This window comes from Brevibacillus brevis (assembly GCF_001039275.2).
In the GTDB taxonomy this organism is placed as follows: domain Bacteria; phylum Bacillota; class Bacilli; order Brevibacillales; family Brevibacillaceae; genus Brevibacillus; species Brevibacillus brevis_C.
Genome location: NZ_CP030117.1, coordinates 1,252,329 through 1,269,494 on the forward strand (window position 1 = coordinate 1,252,329; position 17,166 = coordinate 1,269,494).

Below are 17,166 nucleotides of genomic sequence, written 5' to 3' on the forward strand. Positions count from 1 at the left end.
TTGACACAAGTGGATTACGCGTGTAATATTATCGTGAAATCAGTTGATTACAAATGTAATATGATATTACGGATGTGATCTATAGCTGTTATCTTCCCAGAAAGAGGTTCGTCATCTATGAAAGCTCACTATTCTAAACGAATCGGATTCACAGTGAAAACGATTTTACTCACGCTTTTCACGCTCACTGGTTGCTCTTCTCCAGAAGCACCTGTCCAAAAAACGGAAACACAAGCATCTGCCATGGATCTAAAGTTCGCTGCGCTGGAAAAGAAGTTTAATGCGAGGCTGGGCGTATATGCGATCGACACCGAAACAGATTTGGCAGTTGCTTATCGCGAAGATGAACGATTCGCTTTTGCCTCTACGTACAAGGCTTTAGCCGCAGGTGCAGTCTTGCATCAGAAACCTTTGGAAGAGCTAGACAAAGTCATCACCTACAGCAAGGACGATCTCGTTACTTATTCACCCATCACAGAAAAACACGTAGCGACCGGAATGACTTTACGTGAGGTTGCAGATGCCGCAGTTCGCTTTAGTGACAACACGGCGGGAAATCTGTTGTTCAAAGAATTGGGTGGACCTAAAGGCTTTGAATCAGCTCTGAGACAGATTGGGGATAGTGTGACGACATCCGAGCGCTATGAGACGGAATTGAATGAGGCTAAACCAGAAGATATTCGCGATACAAGCACACCGAAAGCACTTGCAACGAGCCTAAGAGCCTATACGGTAGGGGATGTGCTGTCGTCAGACAAGCAGACGATTCTTATCGAGTGGCTGCAAGGCAACACGACGGGAGACAAGCTGATTCGGGCGGACGTCCCCAAAGACTGGAAGGTCGGAGATAAGACGGGAGCCGCAAGCTACGGAACGCGAAACGATATAGGTGTCATCTGGCCACCGAATAAAAAGCCCATTGTCATTGCAGTGCTGTCTAGCAGAGATAAGCAGGACGCTACTTATGATGATGCGCTCATTGCTGAAGCGACCAAGGTTGCTGTTGACGCACTGACGGCTGCAAAATCGTAATTGATCAACAAGTGAGGTGATCACCGGATGATAGACAACGGTGCGTACTTACTCGTAAAAAAAGGGGACCCCAACCAATTTTCCACACGCAAATATCTCACCAAGGATCGCTGTACAATCGGGCGGAGGGGGACTAGTTTTCAACTGGACATCACATTTTCCAGTCCGTACATTTCGAGAATGCATGCAGCCTTTCAAAGGATCGGGAACGATTACAAGATTATCGATCTGGAAAGCAAGCATGGCACAGAGGTAAACGGGACGCCTCTTCATTATTCCTCTCACATTCTTCGTCACGGGGATCAAATAAGCTTGTCAAAAGGGGTGGCAGAGCTCGTCTTTTTACGAGAGGTCAATAGACTGGATGATACGGTGGAGCTCCCTTTCACGCAGCCAAAGAACACGTCGGTTTTGCCAGGTTTGGAGATTCATTTGGAGAGAAGAGAAGTTCGTCTCGACGGGAGTAGACTGCATATGACCGGAAAAGATATGGATTTGCTGAAGCTTCTCTACCAAAAGGCGAACAGGGCCGTTAGTTTTGAAGAAATTATGCTGACAGTCTGGCCAGAGCGAATGCTGCACGAGGACCATGTCCCAGATGTTGGACGAGTGGAAGTCAATGCGCTCGTCTACCGATTAAGAAAAAAGCTTCGGCGCTACGGGCAGCAAATCACGACGATTCCGCGATATGGATATCGCTTAGATGTTTGAAACAGGAAAAAGCATTGTGTTAACAAAAGTAAATGACAAAGTATGGTTACATACATCCTATCATGAATGGAATGGCATAACCTATGACCACAATGGCTTAATCGTTTCTACGTCTAAAGGAGTCGTCCTGATTGATACAGCATGGGGAGACACCCAAAAAACGGAAGAGCTATTGCAGATGATCAAGAAGCATTGGAAGAAAGACGGTGTTCTGGCGCTGATTACACATGCACATGATGACAGCAATTCAGGTATCCGTGCGTTACTCCATCAAAAAATAGATGTACGCAGTACACATTTGACGGCAAAATTAGCGAAAGAATATGGATATCCTTCGCCAAATCCGACACTCGATGAAAAGCCCGTAATCAAGGTAGGCGACACCATCTTAGAAGCCTATTATCCTGGGGAAGGGCATTCGACAGATAACATTACTGTTTGGCTTCCCCAATCCAAAATATTATTCGGTGGATGCTTCGTCAAAGCATTGGGTGCTCAGGACCTCGGAAATCTTGCAGATGCCAATGTAGAACAATGGGATGACTCCGTTCAGAAGGTAATCGAAAAATATCCACAGGTCGAAACCGTTGTACCTGGACATGGAAATACGGGCGGCAAAAACCTGCTTGATCACACCATGGAACTAATCAAACAACATTCCCAGGAGCAAGAAGCTGCTCTGAAATGAAACTCCTTTAAAACAAACTCCTTCTCAAGACCAAACTGAGAAGGAGTTTGTTTATGTAAGGTGTTTTCTTTTTTCTTCCAATCGTCTAAACTTTTGATATAGGCCAGAAGTCATTGCTCTATTACCACAATCATTCAGTCATAGGAGTCCTTATTATGAAAAAAATCGTAGGTATTGCCTTGATGGTCGCATTACTAGGCTTCAACGCCTATTTATGGCCAACACTGATTCACGCGGTAAAAACAGACGGACGAACGGATACGAAAACGGCATCTCTCTCGCAAAAAGCAGGTACTGCAAAGCCCGCTATGGATTTGGCCAATCAAGGTCCACGCGCCGCAAACGTTTCCGCCTATCCGGTTGAAAAGTCTGTGGCTGTGTCAGCACCCGTACCAGCACCAGCGCAGAAACAAAGCGAAGGAAAGCCAAAAACAAAAGCGGTAGCAACTGCTACAACGAACACACCGAAGAAGAAAACACAAAAGACGAAAACCGCGACAAAACCAGTCAAGAAACAGACGGCACGTCCTCCGGTAAATAACGTACCGACGTATCCGGCCTGGGATGATAACGGCCTCTATGTTGTAGACGATGGAGGACCAGGAAGTAGTTGGGTGAGGCTGTCAGATGGTTCTTTGCTGCGTAAGAGCGACGGGACACGGACATTTAACATGCCCTATGATAAGAATCCATTCACCGGAGAGATTAAGCCGACAGTGGAGCCGATGTCAGAAGCGGCGTATAAGATGTGGAAGGGCAATCAAGCCCAGCAGCCATCGCCATTCAGCCCGTCACCGTTCGGACGATAATCGATTGCGAAAAATTGCTCCGCGAAATGGAGCAGTTTTTTTCGATAAGTAGTCAAATTTGAATATAATAACGTATAGTACTTTGATTTGACCACTCAGGAGGGTGAAGCAATGATTGCAAGAGAAAGTAAAGTGAATATGGTGGTAGCGGGGCTACTGCTTGGTCTCCTGATGGCTTCCATGGACAATACCATTGTTGCAACGGCGATGGCTACGATTGTCGGTGAGATGGGCGGCATGGATAAGTTCGTTTGGGTGACATCAGCGTACATGGTCGCTACGATGGCGGGGATGCCGATCTTCGGTAAACTCTCCGATATGTATGGCCGAAAACGTTTTTACGTATTTGGTCTCATTGTATTTTTGTTAGGGTCCATTTTATGCGGGACGGCAAACAGCATCGTTGAGTTGAGCATTTATCGGGCGATTCAAGGGATTGGCGGCGGAGCACTGATGCCGATAGCCTTCACCATTATTTTTGACGTATTCCCGCCGGAGAAGCGTGGAAAGATGACGGGACTTTTCGGGGCTGTATTCGGTACGTCCAGCGTATTTGGACCTTTGCTGGGTGCGTATATTACCGAATATGTCAGCTGGCATTGGATCTTTTACATCAATGTACCGATTGGTGCTGTGTCCCTCTGGTTGATCTCGATGTATTACAAGGAGTCTCTGGAATACCGCAAGCAGAGCATTGACTGGTGGGGAGCGATTACGCTGGTCGGTGCTGTAGTGAGTCTGATGTTTGCACTGGAGCTGGGCGGCAATCAATACGCATGGGATTCGATGCAGATTATTGGATTGTTCTCTTCCTTTTTCTTGTTGTTTGTGATTTTTCTATTTGTCGAGAAGCGGGCATCTGATCCGATTATTTCGTTCTCCATGTTCAAGAAGCGGTTATTTGCCGCGACAAATGCGATTGCACTGCTGTATGGAGCTGCTTTCATTATCGCTACGGTGTACCTGCCGATTTTTATCCAAGGGGTATATGGCGGGTCAGCGACGAATGCAGGGTTGCTGTTGACACCGATGATGCTTGGCTCGGTTGCTGGTAGCCAGCTAGGCGGATTTTTGACGACGAAGACCAGCTTCCGCAATATTATGCTTCTATCCGCAGTCTTTTTCATACCAGGTATTTTCCTTTTGAGTACGCTGACGCCTGATATTCCACGTTCGATCGTTACGCTTTATATGGTGATTGCAGGGTTTGGTGTGGGTTTCTCTTTCTCCACCTTGGGAATTTCAGCGATTCATGGCTTTGATATGCGTCAAAGAGGATCGGCCAGTTCGACGAACTCTTTTTCTCGTTCATTGGGGATGACATTGGGAATTACCGTGTTTGGTATCTTGCAACGTAATTCGTTTGAAAACGGCATGTTCTCAGCCTTCGGGGGTCAAGGGATGACGAATGCCATTACAGACCCGCGAGCGATTTTGACACCAGAAGCTCGCGAATCCATTCCGGCACCTGTCTTGGATCAAATGATCGATATTCTCGCTTCTTCCATTGCGAATACGTTTATGTGGGCGCTCGTTCCTGCTGTTCTTGCTCTCGTGTGCATTTTGCTGATGGGAAATGATCGGGCGCTGGGGAAATCGCCTTCCGCACCGAAACCGGAACGCGGGTAGAGGAGAATCGTCATGAGTCTAAAATTGCTTGTTCTGGGATTGCTGATGGAAGGGGAGAAGCATCCCTACGAGGTTCAGCAGCAGGTGAAGGCTAGAGGAATGGATTGTTACATGAAATACGCCAAAGGCTCCCTCTACTATGCTTTCGACCAACTGGAAAAGAGCGGGATGATTGAGGTCAAAGAAGTCATTCGTGAGACTAGCCGCCCAGATAAGACGTTGTATGGGATCACGCAAAAAGGCGAAGAGCAATTTCAACAGCTTCTCTTGGAAGAAATGCAAAAACCGATGCAGCTCACCAATCCGATCTACGCGGCTCTTACTTTTGCTTCGTACGGTGATCCACAGAAAATGGGTGAGGCCTTGGAAGGTAACATCCAGGAGGTAAGACGATTAGCTGGAGTATTGGAATCGATCCAGGAGGAAAAAAGAGAGAGGCTTAGCTGGGGAGCACGAACGATTCTGATCGGTGCCATTGAGCATTTGCACGCAGAGATGCGCTGGATGGAACGCATTCGAGAAGAAGCCTGGGGCCGTTGATTTTGAATATATTATGAACATTGGACTATTTTCATCATTATGATAGTTTTTCGTTTATAATAGTGGTAATTTCAATGGCAAGGATGGTACCCGCACATGATGAATTCTGCCCTCGGACGCTTTCGTCTCATCGGCCTGATCGAAGGTATCTCGTATTTGGTACTTCTCGGGATTGCTATGCCGCTTAAGTATTTTTGGGATTATCCAGCTGCAGTAAAAATTGCCGGATCGCTTCATGGATTGTTTTTTGTCCTGTATATTTTGGCGTTGGCACATGTTACAATGACCAATAAGTGGTCCTTCTTGAAAGTAATCGGGGCATTTATCGCTTCATTACTGCCATTCGGCAACTTTGTTCTGGACGCACGCCTGAAAAAAGAGCAGTAAGTATACACATTACAAATTACGTAAGGCACTAGAAGGCGGGTCATTGTACCCGTCTTTCGTACATATTCAAAAGAGAAAAAAATGGAGGGGATCTGTGTGGAGACCAGAATTTTAGCAGGAATTCTTTTGTGGGACGAAGAGGAACAATACGTTCTTGAAACCGTGATGGAGGACCGTTACAAGCTGGTTCTGCCGCAGATTATCACGCTTGCGAGCACAGAAGAAAAGGTAGCGACAGATGAATTGAACGAGCAATATGTCGGTCAAAATGTGATTGCCAGATGCTTTGTCTAATGTGAACAGATAATTCGGAAAAAAGGTGTGGATAGGTGTGGAACTGCGTGACCGCTATGTGGGAAGTTTGCTAGGGTTGGCCATTGGAGATGCACTCGGCACTACTATAGAATTTCGCAAACCAGGTACCTTCGAGCCGCTTACAGAAATGGTCGGGGGAGGACCATTCGATTTAAAGCCGGGGGAATGGACGGATGATACGTCGATGGCGCTGTGTCTGGCTGAGAGCTTGATTACGAAAAATGGCTTCGATCCAGTTGATCAGATGAACCGATACGTAGCCTGGTTTCGAGAGGGTTATATGAGCTGCAAGGATCACTGCTTCGATATCGGGAATATTACCAAAGAAGCGCTGTGGCGTTTTGAGCAGACAAAAAATCCGTTCAGCGGATCTGACCATCCGATGTCGGCAGGGAATGGCTCCATTATGAGGCTAGCACCTGTCGCGCTCTATTATGCCAATCAACCGGAACTCGCTATTGATTACTGCGCGCAAAGTTCTCGTACTACACACGCGACGGCAAAGGCAGTAGACGGCTGTCGTTTTTTCGGGGCATTGCTCCTAGGGGCTCTACAGGGTATTTCCAAAGAGGAGTTGCTTGTTGATTCGTTCTCTCCTGTAGCCGATCTATGGGAAAAGCAACCGCTTGATCCTGATATCGCCCGTGTCGCGAATGGCTCCTACAAAGAGAAAACAAGAAAAGAGATCAAAGGATCAGGGTATGTCGTCGATTCGCTTGAAGCGGCGCTTTGGGCTTTTTATTCCAGTAGTTCTTTTGAAGAAGGCTTGTTCCTAGCGGTAAACCTCGGAGATGATGCGGATACGACGGGAGCTGTCTACGGTCAATTGGCAGGTGCTTATTACGGAGTAGAGGGTTTGCCCAAACGGATGCTTGCGCTGTTGGCCAAGCGAGAATTGATGGAGGAGTTCGCGCGGAAATTGTACGAGCAAGCTACCCGCTAACCGACAAAAAGGAACGTCTTATAAAAAACGACAAGCACTACCCATCAGGCAGTGCTTATCCTCAAGTTTAGGCATGGACAAGTTCTGGCGCTTGCATATGAAGGGGCGGCGGAACTAACCAGCCTTTTTCTTTTAAAATGCGCAGCAATCTGAGGCCAAATTGAGCTTTTGCAACATGGTACTGACCAAACAGCATCCCGATGTCTTCCCGGATGGATTGAGCCATAATTTGACTGCAAGTAAGCAGACCGGCTGCAATGTCCCTTGACATACCGGTAGCAATTTCAGGGTCGCTGATACGAGCACCGGCAGGAATGCTCTCCAAATTAGCTACAGGGCGATCCGGTGGTGTAGGAGGTAATCCAATGCCGTTGGCTTTGAGTAATTCCTCAAGCTGTTCCACTTCTTGTTTCATGCCTCGCGTAATGTCTTCGAGGAAGCTTTTCAGGTCATGATCACCAGTATGGTTGAGCGCTGTTTGATAACTAGCAAGCAAGCCCTTTGTCGTTGCCAGATACATCCATACTCCAAATACTTCGCCATAATGCATGGGTTCATTTTGTGGATTGCCTGATAAAATCCCCATTAGTGTCCTCCCGGTACTTAGTAAAGTTTTTAGATCCATTTGGGTTCTCCTAACTTTGTGATGTAACCCAAAGATAAGGTTAGCAAAGGGGGATGGATATATCCCTTTTCGGAAGATACACATAAAGGGTAATCAGGTGCTATTTTCCAGGTTCCTTGTTAATGCGATTGTTGTCGTAAATCCCCAAAAAGCGATGGTACACAAGTTCTGCTACACCTAAAAGGGCTACCGTAATCATTAACTCTCCAAAGCTTAGTGGCCAATCCATCCATCTGGCAACTATCCATAAATAAAAACCAGCGATTACGGCATCTGCAATTGTAGCCGTAATATTATTGGTAGCGCGCAATATCAATTGATCTCCAATCAGGTAAGCGATGACGCTCAAGCCCAGCGCCGTTAAAATAGCGGAAGTCCAAGATGTATTTGCAAACCACCATAAACAAGCGACAACAATAATGCCGTTAACAGCAGCTTTGATTAAAAATCGAGTCATTTTTTATTCTCCTTTAGAAATACTCAGTATGTAAGAGTTCCTATGTGAAACAAGCTTACTTTTTTACAAAATAAAAAGGATTATACACGCAAGGCCCAAACAAATCAGTCATCGCATGAAAGAGCATTGAACTGGTTTGTTTATTTTTTCCTGTAGACCCGAATTTTACCGCTGTTATAAAAATACCTTCAATAATATGATTATCACGATTACAAAATCATCATGGTACCCGGTCTGGGTGGGGGTAGGAGAGCAATGGGCTTGGCGTTTGTTTTGATCATCATCGGGATCAACATTTTGTACGTTTCATTTTTTACGCTGCGACTACTGATGGTGATCAAGGGCTATCGGGTGTTGGCATCCCTAGTGGCGATGGTGGAAGTATTCGTGTACTTAAAAGGGTTGGAGATTGTACTGGACAACCTGGACAATCCGATCAATCTCGCAGCCTATTGTATCGGTTGGGGAATGGGTGTATTCATCGGGAGCAAGATCGAGGAGTATTTGGCCTTGGGCTATGTCACACTGCAAGTCGTTGTGGATTCCGTTGACTTGGAGGTTCCTGCGAAGCTGCGTGAACACGGCTTTGGCGTTACTTCCTGGGTAGCAGAGGGACGCGACGGACATCGACTCATGATGCAAGTGTTGACGAAGCGCAGCAACGAGAAAAAGCTGTGGAACCTCATTCATGAGATCGCACCAAAAGCATTCGTGATCTCTTTTGAGCCGAAACATTTGAAGGGCGGCTTCTGGGTGAACCGCTTGCGGGGATAATCTCTTCTGACGACAACAAAAAAGCAGCCAGTCCTCTTTTGCGAAGACAAAGCAAGAGAGGGCTGGCTTTTCGTATTGTTATTGCTGGCTTGCTTGTGCAGCCTGGAGCAGCATTTCTTTAGAAACGGTTGGCGAATCGGTAGCTACCCGATACATAATCGGTTGCTCTCCATCTTGATCCAACCAAGACAGCTCTTGATACTGACCGGATTCGCTAAACAAGAACTGGTCGTTTTTCGTGTAATGCGCTTTTTTTCCGCTGACAGTTACTGCGTCGTATTTCGTTGTTTCTGGCGTGCTCAATTGTACATCTAGCTGTTCTTTCGGGAATTTCTCTACCGTGACAAAGATACGTTCTTTTTGCTCGTTCTCATACAGGCTCGTATACGCCTCGATAGGAGAAGTTGCTTGTGGAACGACTTTCCATACGACTTTTTTACCTGTTTCCTTGCTTTCTTCTTGAAGCTCATGCAGCCACTGCTGTCCTTCTTGGCCCATCATGACACCGTAGGGGGTACCTTGTTTACCCTCAAGGAATAAAAAGCTGTCAGGAAGCTCGTGTGGCAAGGCATGTGAGAGAGAAGCTTCTTCACTGAGGACGGTGGTCCATGCTTTCCAATCTTTCACGACATCCGGCTTTTCTATGCCGATCATGGGGTTTTGTTGAAAGAGAGGGTGTTTCTCTTTTTCCAGCGCTGCGAAATAGACGAAGGCGGTCTCGCCTGTTGCCAGTTTGTTCTCTACGTTTGCCAATTCCAGTCGTATTTCTTTAGGCGTGATTTGCGTCAATGTAAAATCCTTCCCTGCTTGAACCTCCATACGGACAGAGCCTTCATCAATTTTGTACAACAAGCTGTGTGTGGCATAGCCAAAACCAGTCGTGAGGGCGAATGCTGCTGCAACATGTACCAGCTTTGGACGAAAGCGCATGCCTTTATGCAAACGCCATTTGCCAGCCAACTCACTTTTGGCAATTCGTTCGATTTTGCTGTCCAGTGAAGGATTAATGTGTAGCCACCCTGCTGCCTGTTCATACTCTTGTCTCAACTTTTTCTCAATGAACATGAAAAGATGCCTCCTCACGATTGATTCGTTGCTCAAAATGCTCTCTCAACTTTTTCATCGCCAAGTGATGTCTCGATTTCACCGTTCCAAGCGGGATTTGAAGAATTGCGGCAATTTCCTCCAAGGAACAGTTTTGATAGTAACGCAGTACAACGATTTCCTTGAGCTTGAAGGATAATTTCTCTACGGCGGGAATGACCTCCAGCTCATCACTGATAGCCCCCAGCTTATCCTCCATCCCTGCGACAGGTGCTTCGTAGCCTTTTTCCTTTACCCGCTCCAGCAGGCGGAATCTTCGCCAGATGCTTCGATTCCAGTTGCGAACCTGCCGCACAATCAATCCGTTGAACCATGGGATAAAGGGCTGCTCCATAGCGTACCTGTCGATGCTTCGAATCAACTCTACGTACACTTCACTCATCATGTCGTCTACATCCTGTTTGTGCGGCGCCAGAAAATAGATCAGGTTGTAGGCGTACGTACGAGTTGCTCGATAAACTTCTTGAAAAGCTTCTTCCTCTCCTTGGCGCATCCGGATGAGCCAAGGCTTTACATGTTCCTCTTTCATAGGCCGGCCTCCATTCAGGTCTTACATGATATATTGGCTCTCATTTGCCTGGTAGGTTCACTTCGTTTTTTTATTGTGTTTTATTAGAAAATTGTAAACAGAAAAACTTTTCTTTGTCTTTTTCAGTAGTTTTGAGTAGTTCGACATTAGTATACAAAATAAGACATAGAGCAAGGGGGAATCTGGTTGATCAGTTTTCATCAAGTAAATAAACATTACGGAAGTTTTCATGTCCTCAAGAACGTCAACCTGCATATCAACCAGGGAGAAGTCGTCGTGGTCATTGGCCCGTCAGGATCGGGTAAAAGCACGATGGTTCGCTGCATCAACAGATTGGAAACGGTTACAAGTGGAGAACTAGTGGTAGACGGGGTGAAAGTGAACGATAAAAACACCGATATCAACAAGCTGCGTCGGGACATCGGCATGGTGTTCCAGCACTTCAATCTATACCCGCACAAGACCGTATTGCAAAACATTACGCTGGCACCAACCAAGGTACTCGGTGTATCGCAGAAGGAAGCTGAAGAAACCGCTCTCTACTATTTGGAAAAGGTAGGGATTCCGGAAAAGGCAGAAATGTTCCCAACGCAACTATCTGGCGGTCAACAGCAACGCGTAGCGATCGCACGTGGACTGGCCATGCGACCAAAAATCATGTTGTTTGACGAACCGACCTCTGCACTTGACCCCGAAACGATCGGCGAAGTGCTCGACGTCATGAAGAAGCTGGCGAAGGAAGGTATGACGATGGTGGTCGTGACGCACGAAATGGGCTTTGCCCGGGAAGTGGCAGATCGCATCGTGTTTATGGATCAGGGAACGATTCTTGAAGATTCTACACCAGAGGAGTTTTTCGCAAGTCCGCGTGAAGAACGTGCGCGTTTGTTCTTGAGTCGGATTTTGAATCACTAAAAAAGAAAACGATAGAGAAAAGGGGAATTCAGATGAAAGCAAACAAGCTTTGGAAAAAAGTAGCAGGTATGGGTCTCGTTCTTATGCTGAGCGCAACGGCGTTGGCAGGCTGTGGTGGGGGTACTACAGCAGAAGGCGGCGCAAAAGGTACACCAGCAGCAGGTACAGGTACATTGGCAAAAATTAAAGAAAGAGACAAATTCGTAGTCGGAGTTAAGTACGACCTGAACTTGTTCGGCTTGAAAGACCCGGCAACTGGAAATGTAGAAGGCTTCGATATCGATATTGCGAAGGCAATTGCGAAGAAAGTACTCGGGGACGAAAATAAAATCGAGTTGAAGGAAGTAACCTCCAAAACGCGTATCCCGATGCTGAAAAACGGAGAAATTGACGCGATCATCGCAACGATGACCATTACAGAAGACCGTAAAAAAGAAGTAGACTTCTCTGACGTGTACTTCCTGGCAGGTCAATCTCTCTTGGTGAAAAAGGATAGCTCAATCAACGGTCTGAAAGACATGCAAAAAGGCATGAAAATCGTGACCGCAAAAGGTTCTACTTCTGCGAAAAACATCAGAGCGAGTGCTCCTGATGTAGAAGTACTGGAATTCGAAAACTACGCGGAAGCCTTCACAGCACTCAAAGCTGGTCAAGGTGACGCGCTGACAACTGATAACGCTCTCCTGTACGGTATGGCGAAGCAAGATCCGAACTACCGTGTAACAGAAGAGACCTTCACCGAAGAACCATACGGTATTGCAATCAGCAAGGGTGACGCTGAATTCGTGAAAACCGTGAACGATCTGCTAAAAGAAATGAAAGAAAACGGTGAATACGACAAGATTTATGAAAAATGGATCGGAACAAAACCTAAAAAATAATGCGGTTCGACTCCATAAAGAATGAGCGGTTCACTCTGCCGCTCATTCCCTTATATTCCTAACAGAATTTTGCACACAAGGGGGATCGCATAAGAGATGATCGATTTTTCTATCTTGTTTGATCACATGGATATGTATCTCGAAGGCTTTTGGAACACCTTGCAGGCGAGCCTGCTTGCTCTCGTCGGGAGCTTTGCACTGGGGACGCTCTTTGCGATCTTTCGGATTTCTCCGATTCGACCACTCAAGTGGATCGCTACGGCTTACGTTGAGTTTGTGCGTAATATCCCGCTGATTCTCGTTGTTTTCCTCTTTTTTGTGGGCTTACCGGCAATGGGTATCGTGCTGGAGCCTTTCATTGCAGGTACGCTCGGCTTGACAGTGTATACGGCAGCATTTATCGCGGAGACAATCCGCGCAGGTATTCTGGCGATTCCAAAAGGACAGACAGAAGCTGCTCGTTCCTCAGGATTGACGTACGGACAAACGATGCGCTATATCATTTTGCCGCAAGCGATCAAGGTCGTTATCCCGCCAATGGGCAACCAGTTTATCAATCTCGTAAAAAACTCCTCGGTATTAGGTGTGATTGCAGGTCTTGACCTAATGTACTTTGGAGACCTGATCGCCGCTGATACGTTTGTTACCTTTGATGTGTACATTTTTGTAGCTGTTTTCTATCTGATTCTGACCCTTCCGTTGAGCGCGTTCGTCAGTTATTTGGAGCGACGCTTGGCTGGAAGCCGCTAAGAAGGAGGGGACATCATGGACTTTATCGGAGCTTATGCGCCCAGTCATTTGACCTTCCTGCTCGAAGGCTTTTGGGTCACTTTGCAGGTCGCTTTCTTGTCAATTGTCCTCAGCTTTTCCATTGCGATTATCGTAGGTGTTTTACGTTACGCAAAAATTCCTGGAGTTTCACAAGTCCTCGGGACAATCGTAGAACTGGTTCGCAATTTGCCGCTCTTGTTGATTATTTTCTTTACGTATTTTGCTCTCCCGGAAGTGGGAATCAAGCTGGACAAGTTTTGGGCTGCTGTTCTGGCATTGGTTATTTTTGAAGCAGCAATGTTGTCGGAAATCGTGCGAAGCGGTTTAAATTCGGTCGAAAAAGGACAGATTGAAGCTGCACGTTCTTCTGGTCTGAATTATGTCCAGACCCTGTGGCATGTTGTCCTTCCACAAGCTCTCAGAAGAATGGTTCCGCCGATTGTGAGCCAATTCATTTCGCTCTTGAAGGATACGTCGCTGGCCGTCGTAATCGCTTTGCCAGAGCTGATGAACCATGCGCAAATCATCAATGGACGCAATGTTAACTACGTCATCCCGACCTTCCTGATGGTGGCAGTGATGTACTTTGTCGTCAACTACGCGTTGTCAGTCGTCTCCAAGCGATTGGAAAACAAGCACGCTTAAGCGTTCTATCTTTGCAGATCTCCGATTCTTAGTAAAATAAGAATAGGAGATCTTTTTCCGTACGAAAGGAGCAGCTATGCGAGAACGCCTTTTGATCCTGTTTATTATCATGCTGGCAACTGCTTTTTTTGGAGAAATGAAGGTAAACCCCGTAGGAGGGTCTTTTCGTTTTTCCTTGGGCATCGCTGCTTTCTTTTTCGGGTTGTTGTGGTTTTCGTCCGTACCTGTTTTGTTGACAGGATTTTTTACAGGGACGTTTATCTTTGGATTTCGCGTCGGAATGGATGTCTTTTTTGCGTACCGTCCGTACATGGAGAGTGTGGCTGCACATCTTCCCTCCGCCTTTTATTATTTCAGCTTTACCGTCCTGTTTTATTTGCTTCGTGCGCGTAGCTTTCGGGAATTTCCTTTGTGGCTGGGGCTGATAGGTGCATCCATTGATTTCGTCTCCAATGTGGTAGAGATCCAGGTACGACAGTATTTCACTGATTTTCCGCCGATCACCTGGCAAAGCTTTTTGATGCTTCTCTTCTTTGGGGTCCTGCGCAGCTTTTTTGCTGTCGGCTTGTACAACAGCTTTTCAATCAGGCAGTTGCGGGCAGTAGGTGAGGTGCGTCAGCAGGAGTTGGAGCGTCTGCGGATGATTAATACGGAGTTGTATGAAGAAGCTTTTTACTTGCGCAAATCGATGACGCATCTGGAGGAAATCACGCGCGAGAGCTACCAGCTCTACAGGCGTCTTCTCACCTCGGATCATGCGGAATCCCCGACGGCCTTGTCGATAGCCGAGAATGTGCATGAGGTGAAAAAAGATTCGCAGAGGATGCTGGCGGGCATTTCCAAGCTGATTAATCAGGAGGGACTAGCACCTCAGCTTCCAATCAAAGAGCTGTGTGAGTTGGTTGCACGCGCGAATCAGAAATACGCAGAGATGTTGGGAAAAGATATACGAATAGAGTGGAGCTGTAACATCAACCTGTCGACCAGCCAAATCTATGCGCTGCTCTCTGTGCTAAACAACCTGGTAGCCAATGCGGTAGAGGCGATTCCTACGTCGGGACGGATTGAGCTGAATGTGAAGCTGATTCATCGTCATCTGGTGTTCAGTGTACTTGATAGCGGTCCGGGAATCCCGTTAGAAGAGCAGGAATGGGTGTTTCAACCCGGGTATACGACCAAATACGATGAACAGGGAAATGCATCTACTGGAATTGGGCTGACGCATGCACGTGGAATTGTCCAAAGTTTGCAAGGAAGCTTGCGTATTTTACCTGATCAGAAGCAAATGACGCACTTAGAAGTACAAATTCCGACCGACCAATTGCTCGGAAAGGAGGGAGTGTAAGCAATGATACGTTTCTTTTTAATTGAAGACGATGCTGTCGTGCGCCGCATGCTCGAACGGATTATTCAAGACAGCGGGTTGGGCGAAATTGTAGGGCAAGCTAGCGACGGCAGTCACGTATCGATTGATCAACTATATGGGGTCGATGTCATTTTGATCGACTTGCTAATGCCCGGCCTAGATGGCATCCAAACGATCAAAAAGTTGCAGGCAGATGGCTTCGCGGGCCGCTTCATCATGGTGTCACAGGTGGAAAACAAGGAAATGATCGGGGAGGCATATTTGCAGGGGATTGATACCTTTATTCAGAAACCGATTAACCGCTTGGAAGTCATGGCTGTACTGAAGCGAGTATCGGATTACTTGTCGCTGGAAGCATCTCTGCAAACCATCCGCAAGTCATTGCAAATCCTGGATGTCAAAGCAAAAGAACCGCATACCAGCGGCTTGAAAAGTCAGTCTCCCGATCAGGACAACCTGGCACAAAAAGCGAGAAAACTGTTGTTACAGTTAGGGATCGCGAGTGAAGCCGGGGCTCCCGATCTGCTAATGATCATAGAATGGCTCGTACAGGATGAGCGACAAGGAGACAAGCTGCACGAATGGCAGCTCAAGGAACTGTATACACAAATTCTGCTGAAGGTGCATGCCAGCCTGGATGAGCATGGAATTACCAAAGAGGTGCGTGCCATGGAACAACGGATTCGCCGGATGGTCCTGCAAGCCTTTACGCATCTTTCCTCCTTGGGATTGACCGACTATGCCAACCCTACCTTTGAACACTTTGCACCACGACTGTTTGACTTTCAAGAAATTCGCCAACGGATGCAAGAGCTGGAGGCGGGCGAAAAAACGACGAAGTGCCGGATTAGCGTGAAAAAGTTTTTATCTGTCTTTTATATGGAAGCAAAGGCGTTGTAACTGAATAGCGAACATTACATGCGAGCTGGTTCCTGTCGGAAAAGGATCAGCTCCTTTTTTTATCGTACAATCAGGTATGGAGGTGTCCGATGAAATACATATCTTTCATTCAATATCCTGACAAAAAAATTCGTCGATTCCCTGTTGGAAATGAATTGGAATATTTCTTCGATATTAGTTCAAGTGAATTGAGCAAGATCAAAGAAGTAAGAGTAGGAGTGAGAGGGTACATATCGCTTACAGATGATAAAGATAATGAGCTATTAGGACATCGTTTATTTGGGTGGATCGACAGTTTGTGGTTGGAGCTGGTAGAGAGCGTAGAGAAACTGATGCACGATGGGTTCGGAGCAACTATTGTTCAGAATTGTGGTTTAATCCTGGAAACATATTCAAAGACGTTGGTAAAGTTTTACATAACCTCCGAAGAAGGAGCTTACAAGAAGCCGTGTAGAATCCTGTCGCAGAAGGATTTTATTGATACGATTCTTGATGGAGCAAAACAATTTTTTTGCCGGCTCAAGGAACATCTCAAGACAAATCAGTACGATGAGGACTTATTGAAGATAGACGAATTGCTGAGAAAAGCCGAGAATTTTCAACCTATTGATCCGTATTTCCATTATCCAAATGAAACGACAAGAGTGAATACATTCCTTTTTCAACATAATGAAGACTGGAGAGAAATGTTTGAAAAAGAGCGCGCGTATCTAATGAAGTTAATTACCGAGACCGACTATGAGATTCAGCATGTAGGGAGCACCGCTATCAATACCCTATCAGCCCGTCCAGTCATTGATATACTGATTGGCACAAAATCAAAGTGGTCAACTGAAATGATTGTTAACGACATACACCGTGACTATTTTTACCAGGAGACTTCTTTCCCAGTCAATGCATTTAAAAAAGGCACACCACCAGACTGTCAGTACAACATTTATGTAACCGAAAAGAACAGTCCGTTTTGGAACAGTGTGATAACGTTTCGAGACAAGCTGTTAACGGATGAGGACTTGGCAAAGGAATATGACGAGTTGAAGAGGAAAGCCTCTGCATGTGGTGACCTTCAAGATTACGAAAACCAAAAAAGCGCATTTATTGAAAGAAATGATCCGTTGAAATTGGCGTAGGATAAACATGAAAAA

21 protein-coding genes are annotated in these 17,166 nt (G+C 46.3%); 17 read left to right on the forward strand and 4 right to left on the reverse strand.

All coding sequences use genetic code 11. The annotated features are described in order from the left end of the window. Window positions 1-117 precede the first annotated feature (117 nt). From blaBBI to AB432_RS06610, 9 genes are all read left to right on the forward strand, one after another. Entirely contained in the window at window positions 118-1,032 is a 915-nt protein-coding gene (blaBBI, locus tag AB432_RS06570; protein ID WP_048031558.1) for a BBI family class A beta-lactamase, read from the forward strand. A gap of 27 nt (window positions 1,033-1,059) precedes the next feature. Then, a complete protein-coding gene (locus tag AB432_RS06575) occupies window positions 1,060-1,743 on the forward strand; it encodes an FHA domain-containing protein (protein ID WP_048031559.1) in 684 nt (227 codons plus the stop codon). After that, entirely contained in the window at window positions 1,736-2,431 is a 696-nt protein-coding gene (bla, locus tag AB432_RS06580; protein WP_048031560.1) for a subclass B1 metallo-beta-lactamase, read from the forward strand. The genes AB432_RS06575 and bla overlap by 8 nt, the downstream gene beginning before the upstream one ends. 155 nt (window positions 2,432-2,586) lie before the next feature. Then, window positions 2,587-3,240 carry a hypothetical protein gene (locus AB432_RS06585; RefSeq protein ID WP_048031561.1) on the forward strand — a complete coding sequence of 218 codons (654 nt, stop codon included), beginning with the start codon at window positions 2,587-2,589 and terminating at the stop codon, window positions 3,238-3,240. A gap of 111 nt (window positions 3,241-3,351) precedes the next feature. Next, window positions 3,352-4,869 (forward strand): MDR family MFS transporter, encoded by a 1,518-nt coding sequence (locus AB432_RS06590; protein ID WP_048031562.1) that lies wholly within the window; start codon window positions 3,352-3,354, stop codon window positions 4,867-4,869. Window positions 4,870-4,881: 12 nt separating this feature from the next. Further along, window positions 4,882-5,409 carry a PadR family transcriptional regulator gene (locus AB432_RS06595; RefSeq protein ID WP_048031563.1) on the forward strand — a complete coding sequence of 176 codons (528 nt, stop codon included), beginning with the start codon at window positions 4,882-4,884 and terminating at the stop codon, window positions 5,407-5,409. A gap of 96 nt (window positions 5,410-5,505) precedes the next feature. Then, window positions 5,506-5,796 (forward strand): DUF3817 domain-containing protein, encoded by a 291-nt coding sequence (locus AB432_RS06600; RefSeq protein ID WP_007715976.1) that lies wholly within the window; start codon window positions 5,506-5,508, stop codon window positions 5,794-5,796. Between the two features lie 96 nt (window positions 5,797-5,892). After that, a complete protein-coding gene (locus AB432_RS06605) occupies window positions 5,893-6,090 on the forward strand; it encodes a hypothetical protein (RefSeq protein WP_229087967.1) in 198 nt (65 codons plus the stop codon). Between the two features lie 37 nt (window positions 6,091-6,127). After that, on the forward strand, window positions 6,128-7,054 hold the full coding sequence (locus AB432_RS06610; protein ID WP_048031565.1) for an ADP-ribosylglycohydrolase family protein: 927 nt from the start codon (window positions 6,128-6,130) through the stop codon (window positions 7,052-7,054). Window positions 7,055-7,121: 67 nt separating this feature from the next. Here the strand turns inward: AB432_RS06610 and AB432_RS06615 are convergent, their stop codons facing one another. Further along, a complete protein-coding gene (locus tag AB432_RS06615) occupies window positions 7,122-7,640 on the reverse strand; it encodes a DUF3231 family protein (RefSeq protein ID WP_048031566.1) in 519 nt (172 codons plus the stop codon). A gap of 139 nt (window positions 7,641-7,779) precedes the next feature. Next, window positions 7,780-8,136, reverse strand: coding sequence for a DUF2512 family protein (locus AB432_RS06620; protein WP_048031567.1), 357 nt, complete (start codon window positions 8,134-8,136; stop codon window positions 7,780-7,782). Window positions 8,137-8,391: 255 nt separating this feature from the next. Here AB432_RS06620 and AB432_RS06625 point away from each other — a divergent pair, with 255 nt between their 5' ends. Further along, window positions 8,392-8,910 carry a DUF2179 domain-containing protein gene (locus AB432_RS06625; RefSeq protein ID WP_048031568.1) on the forward strand — a complete coding sequence of 173 codons (519 nt, stop codon included), beginning with the start codon at window positions 8,392-8,394 and terminating at the stop codon, window positions 8,908-8,910. 78 nt (window positions 8,911-8,988) lie between these two features. Here the strand turns inward: AB432_RS06625 and AB432_RS06630 are convergent, their stop codons facing one another. After that, window positions 8,989-9,975, reverse strand: coding sequence for a hypothetical protein (locus tag AB432_RS06630; protein WP_048031569.1), 987 nt, complete (start codon window positions 9,973-9,975; stop codon window positions 8,989-8,991). Beyond that, window positions 9,965-10,543 (reverse strand): sigma-70 family RNA polymerase sigma factor, encoded by a 579-nt coding sequence (locus AB432_RS06635; RefSeq protein ID WP_048031570.1) that lies wholly within the window; start codon window positions 10,541-10,543, stop codon window positions 9,965-9,967. The genes AB432_RS06630 and AB432_RS06635 overlap by 11 nt, the downstream gene beginning before the upstream one ends. 186 nt (window positions 10,544-10,729) lie before the next feature. On the opposite strand from AB432_RS06635, the gene AB432_RS06640 reads away from it, so the two are divergent. The 7 genes from AB432_RS06640 to AB432_RS06670 all read left to right on the forward strand — a co-directional run bounded on the left by AB432_RS06640 (window position 10,730) and on the right by AB432_RS06670 (window position 17,151). After that, window positions 10,730-11,458, forward strand: coding sequence for an amino acid ABC transporter ATP-binding protein (locus AB432_RS06640; protein ID WP_048031571.1), 729 nt, complete (start codon window positions 10,730-10,732; stop codon window positions 11,456-11,458). Window positions 11,459-11,490: 32 nt separating this feature from the next. Then, entirely contained in the window at window positions 11,491-12,339 is an 849-nt protein-coding gene (locus AB432_RS06645; protein WP_048031572.1) for a transporter substrate-binding domain-containing protein, read from the forward strand. A 96-nt stretch (window positions 12,340-12,435) separates the two neighbouring features. Then, a complete protein-coding gene (locus AB432_RS06650) occupies window positions 12,436-13,089 on the forward strand; it encodes an amino acid ABC transporter permease (protein ID WP_048031573.1) in 654 nt (217 codons plus the stop codon). A gap of 15 nt (window positions 13,090-13,104) precedes the next feature. Next, window positions 13,105-13,755 carry an amino acid ABC transporter permease gene (locus tag AB432_RS06655; protein ID WP_048031574.1) on the forward strand — a complete coding sequence of 217 codons (651 nt, stop codon included), beginning with the start codon at window positions 13,105-13,107 and terminating at the stop codon, window positions 13,753-13,755. 76 nt (window positions 13,756-13,831) lie between these two features. Beyond that, window positions 13,832-15,100, forward strand: coding sequence for a sensor histidine kinase (locus AB432_RS06660; RefSeq protein WP_048031575.1), 1,269 nt, complete (start codon window positions 13,832-13,834; stop codon window positions 15,098-15,100). A gap of 3 nt (window positions 15,101-15,103) precedes the next feature. Further along, window positions 15,104-16,021, forward strand: coding sequence for a response regulator (locus tag AB432_RS06665; protein ID WP_048031576.1), 918 nt, complete (start codon window positions 15,104-15,106; stop codon window positions 16,019-16,021). An 89-nt stretch (window positions 16,022-16,110) separates the two neighbouring features. Beyond that, window positions 16,111-17,151: a GrpB family protein gene (locus tag AB432_RS06670; RefSeq protein WP_048031577.1), complete on the forward strand. Its 1,041-nt coding sequence runs from the start codon at window positions 16,111-16,113 to the stop codon at window positions 17,149-17,151. The last annotated feature ends 15 nt before the right edge of the window (window positions 17,152-17,166 follow it).

Excerpts from the sequence above, each read along its gene's own strand:
- AB432_RS06620 (WP_048031567.1), bottom strand. The coding sequence starts at position 8,136 with ATGACTCGATTTTTAATCAAAGCTGCTGTTAACGGCATTATTGTTGTC.
- AB432_RS06595 (WP_048031563.1), top strand. The coding sequence starts at position 4,882 with ATGAGTCTAAAATTGCTTGTTCTGGGATTGCTGATGGAAGGGGAGAAG.
- bla (WP_048031560.1), top strand. The coding sequence starts at position 1,736 with ATGTTTGAAACAGGAAAAAGCATTGTGTTAACAAAAGTAAATGACAAA.
- AB432_RS06600 (WP_007715976.1), top strand. The coding sequence starts at position 5,506 with ATGATGAATTCTGCCCTCGGACGCTTTCGTCTCATCGGCCTGATCGAA.
- AB432_RS06575 (WP_048031559.1), top strand. The coding sequence starts at position 1,060 with ATGATAGACAACGGTGCGTACTTACTCGTAAAAAAAGGGGACCCCAAC.
- blaBBI (WP_048031558.1), top strand. The coding sequence starts at position 118 with ATGAAAGCTCACTATTCTAAACGAATCGGATTCACAGTGAAAACGATT.
- AB432_RS06645 (WP_048031572.1), top strand. The coding sequence starts at position 11,491 with ATGAAAGCAAACAAGCTTTGGAAAAAAGTAGCAGGTATGGGTCTCGTT.
- AB432_RS06630 (WP_048031569.1), bottom strand. The coding sequence starts at position 9,975 with ATGTTCATTGAGAAAAAGTTGAGACAAGAGTATGAACAGGCAGCAGGG.
- AB432_RS06650 (WP_048031573.1), top strand. The coding sequence starts at position 12,436 with ATGATCGATTTTTCTATCTTGTTTGATCACATGGATATGTATCTCGAA.
- AB432_RS06615 (WP_048031566.1), bottom strand. The coding sequence starts at position 7,640 with ATGGGGATTTTATCAGGCAATCCACAAAATGAACCCATGCATTATGGC.
- AB432_RS06665 (WP_048031576.1), top strand. The coding sequence starts at position 15,104 with ATGATACGTTTCTTTTTAATTGAAGACGATGCTGTCGTGCGCCGCATG.
- AB432_RS06670 (WP_048031577.1), top strand. The coding sequence starts at position 16,111 with ATGAAATACATATCTTTCATTCAATATCCTGACAAAAAAATTCGTCGA.
- AB432_RS06660 (WP_048031575.1), top strand. The coding sequence starts at position 13,832 with ATGCGAGAACGCCTTTTGATCCTGTTTATTATCATGCTGGCAACTGCT.
- AB432_RS06635 (WP_048031570.1), bottom strand. The coding sequence starts at position 10,543 with ATGAAAGAGGAACATGTAAAGCCTTGGCTCATCCGGATGCGCCAAGGA.
- AB432_RS06590 (WP_048031562.1), top strand. The coding sequence starts at position 3,352 with ATGATTGCAAGAGAAAGTAAAGTGAATATGGTGGTAGCGGGGCTACTG.
- AB432_RS06585 (WP_048031561.1), top strand. The coding sequence starts at position 2,587 with ATGAAAAAAATCGTAGGTATTGCCTTGATGGTCGCATTACTAGGCTTC.
- AB432_RS06655 (WP_048031574.1), top strand. The coding sequence starts at position 13,105 with ATGGACTTTATCGGAGCTTATGCGCCCAGTCATTTGACCTTCCTGCTC.
- AB432_RS06625 (WP_048031568.1), top strand. The coding sequence starts at position 8,392 with ATGGGCTTGGCGTTTGTTTTGATCATCATCGGGATCAACATTTTGTAC.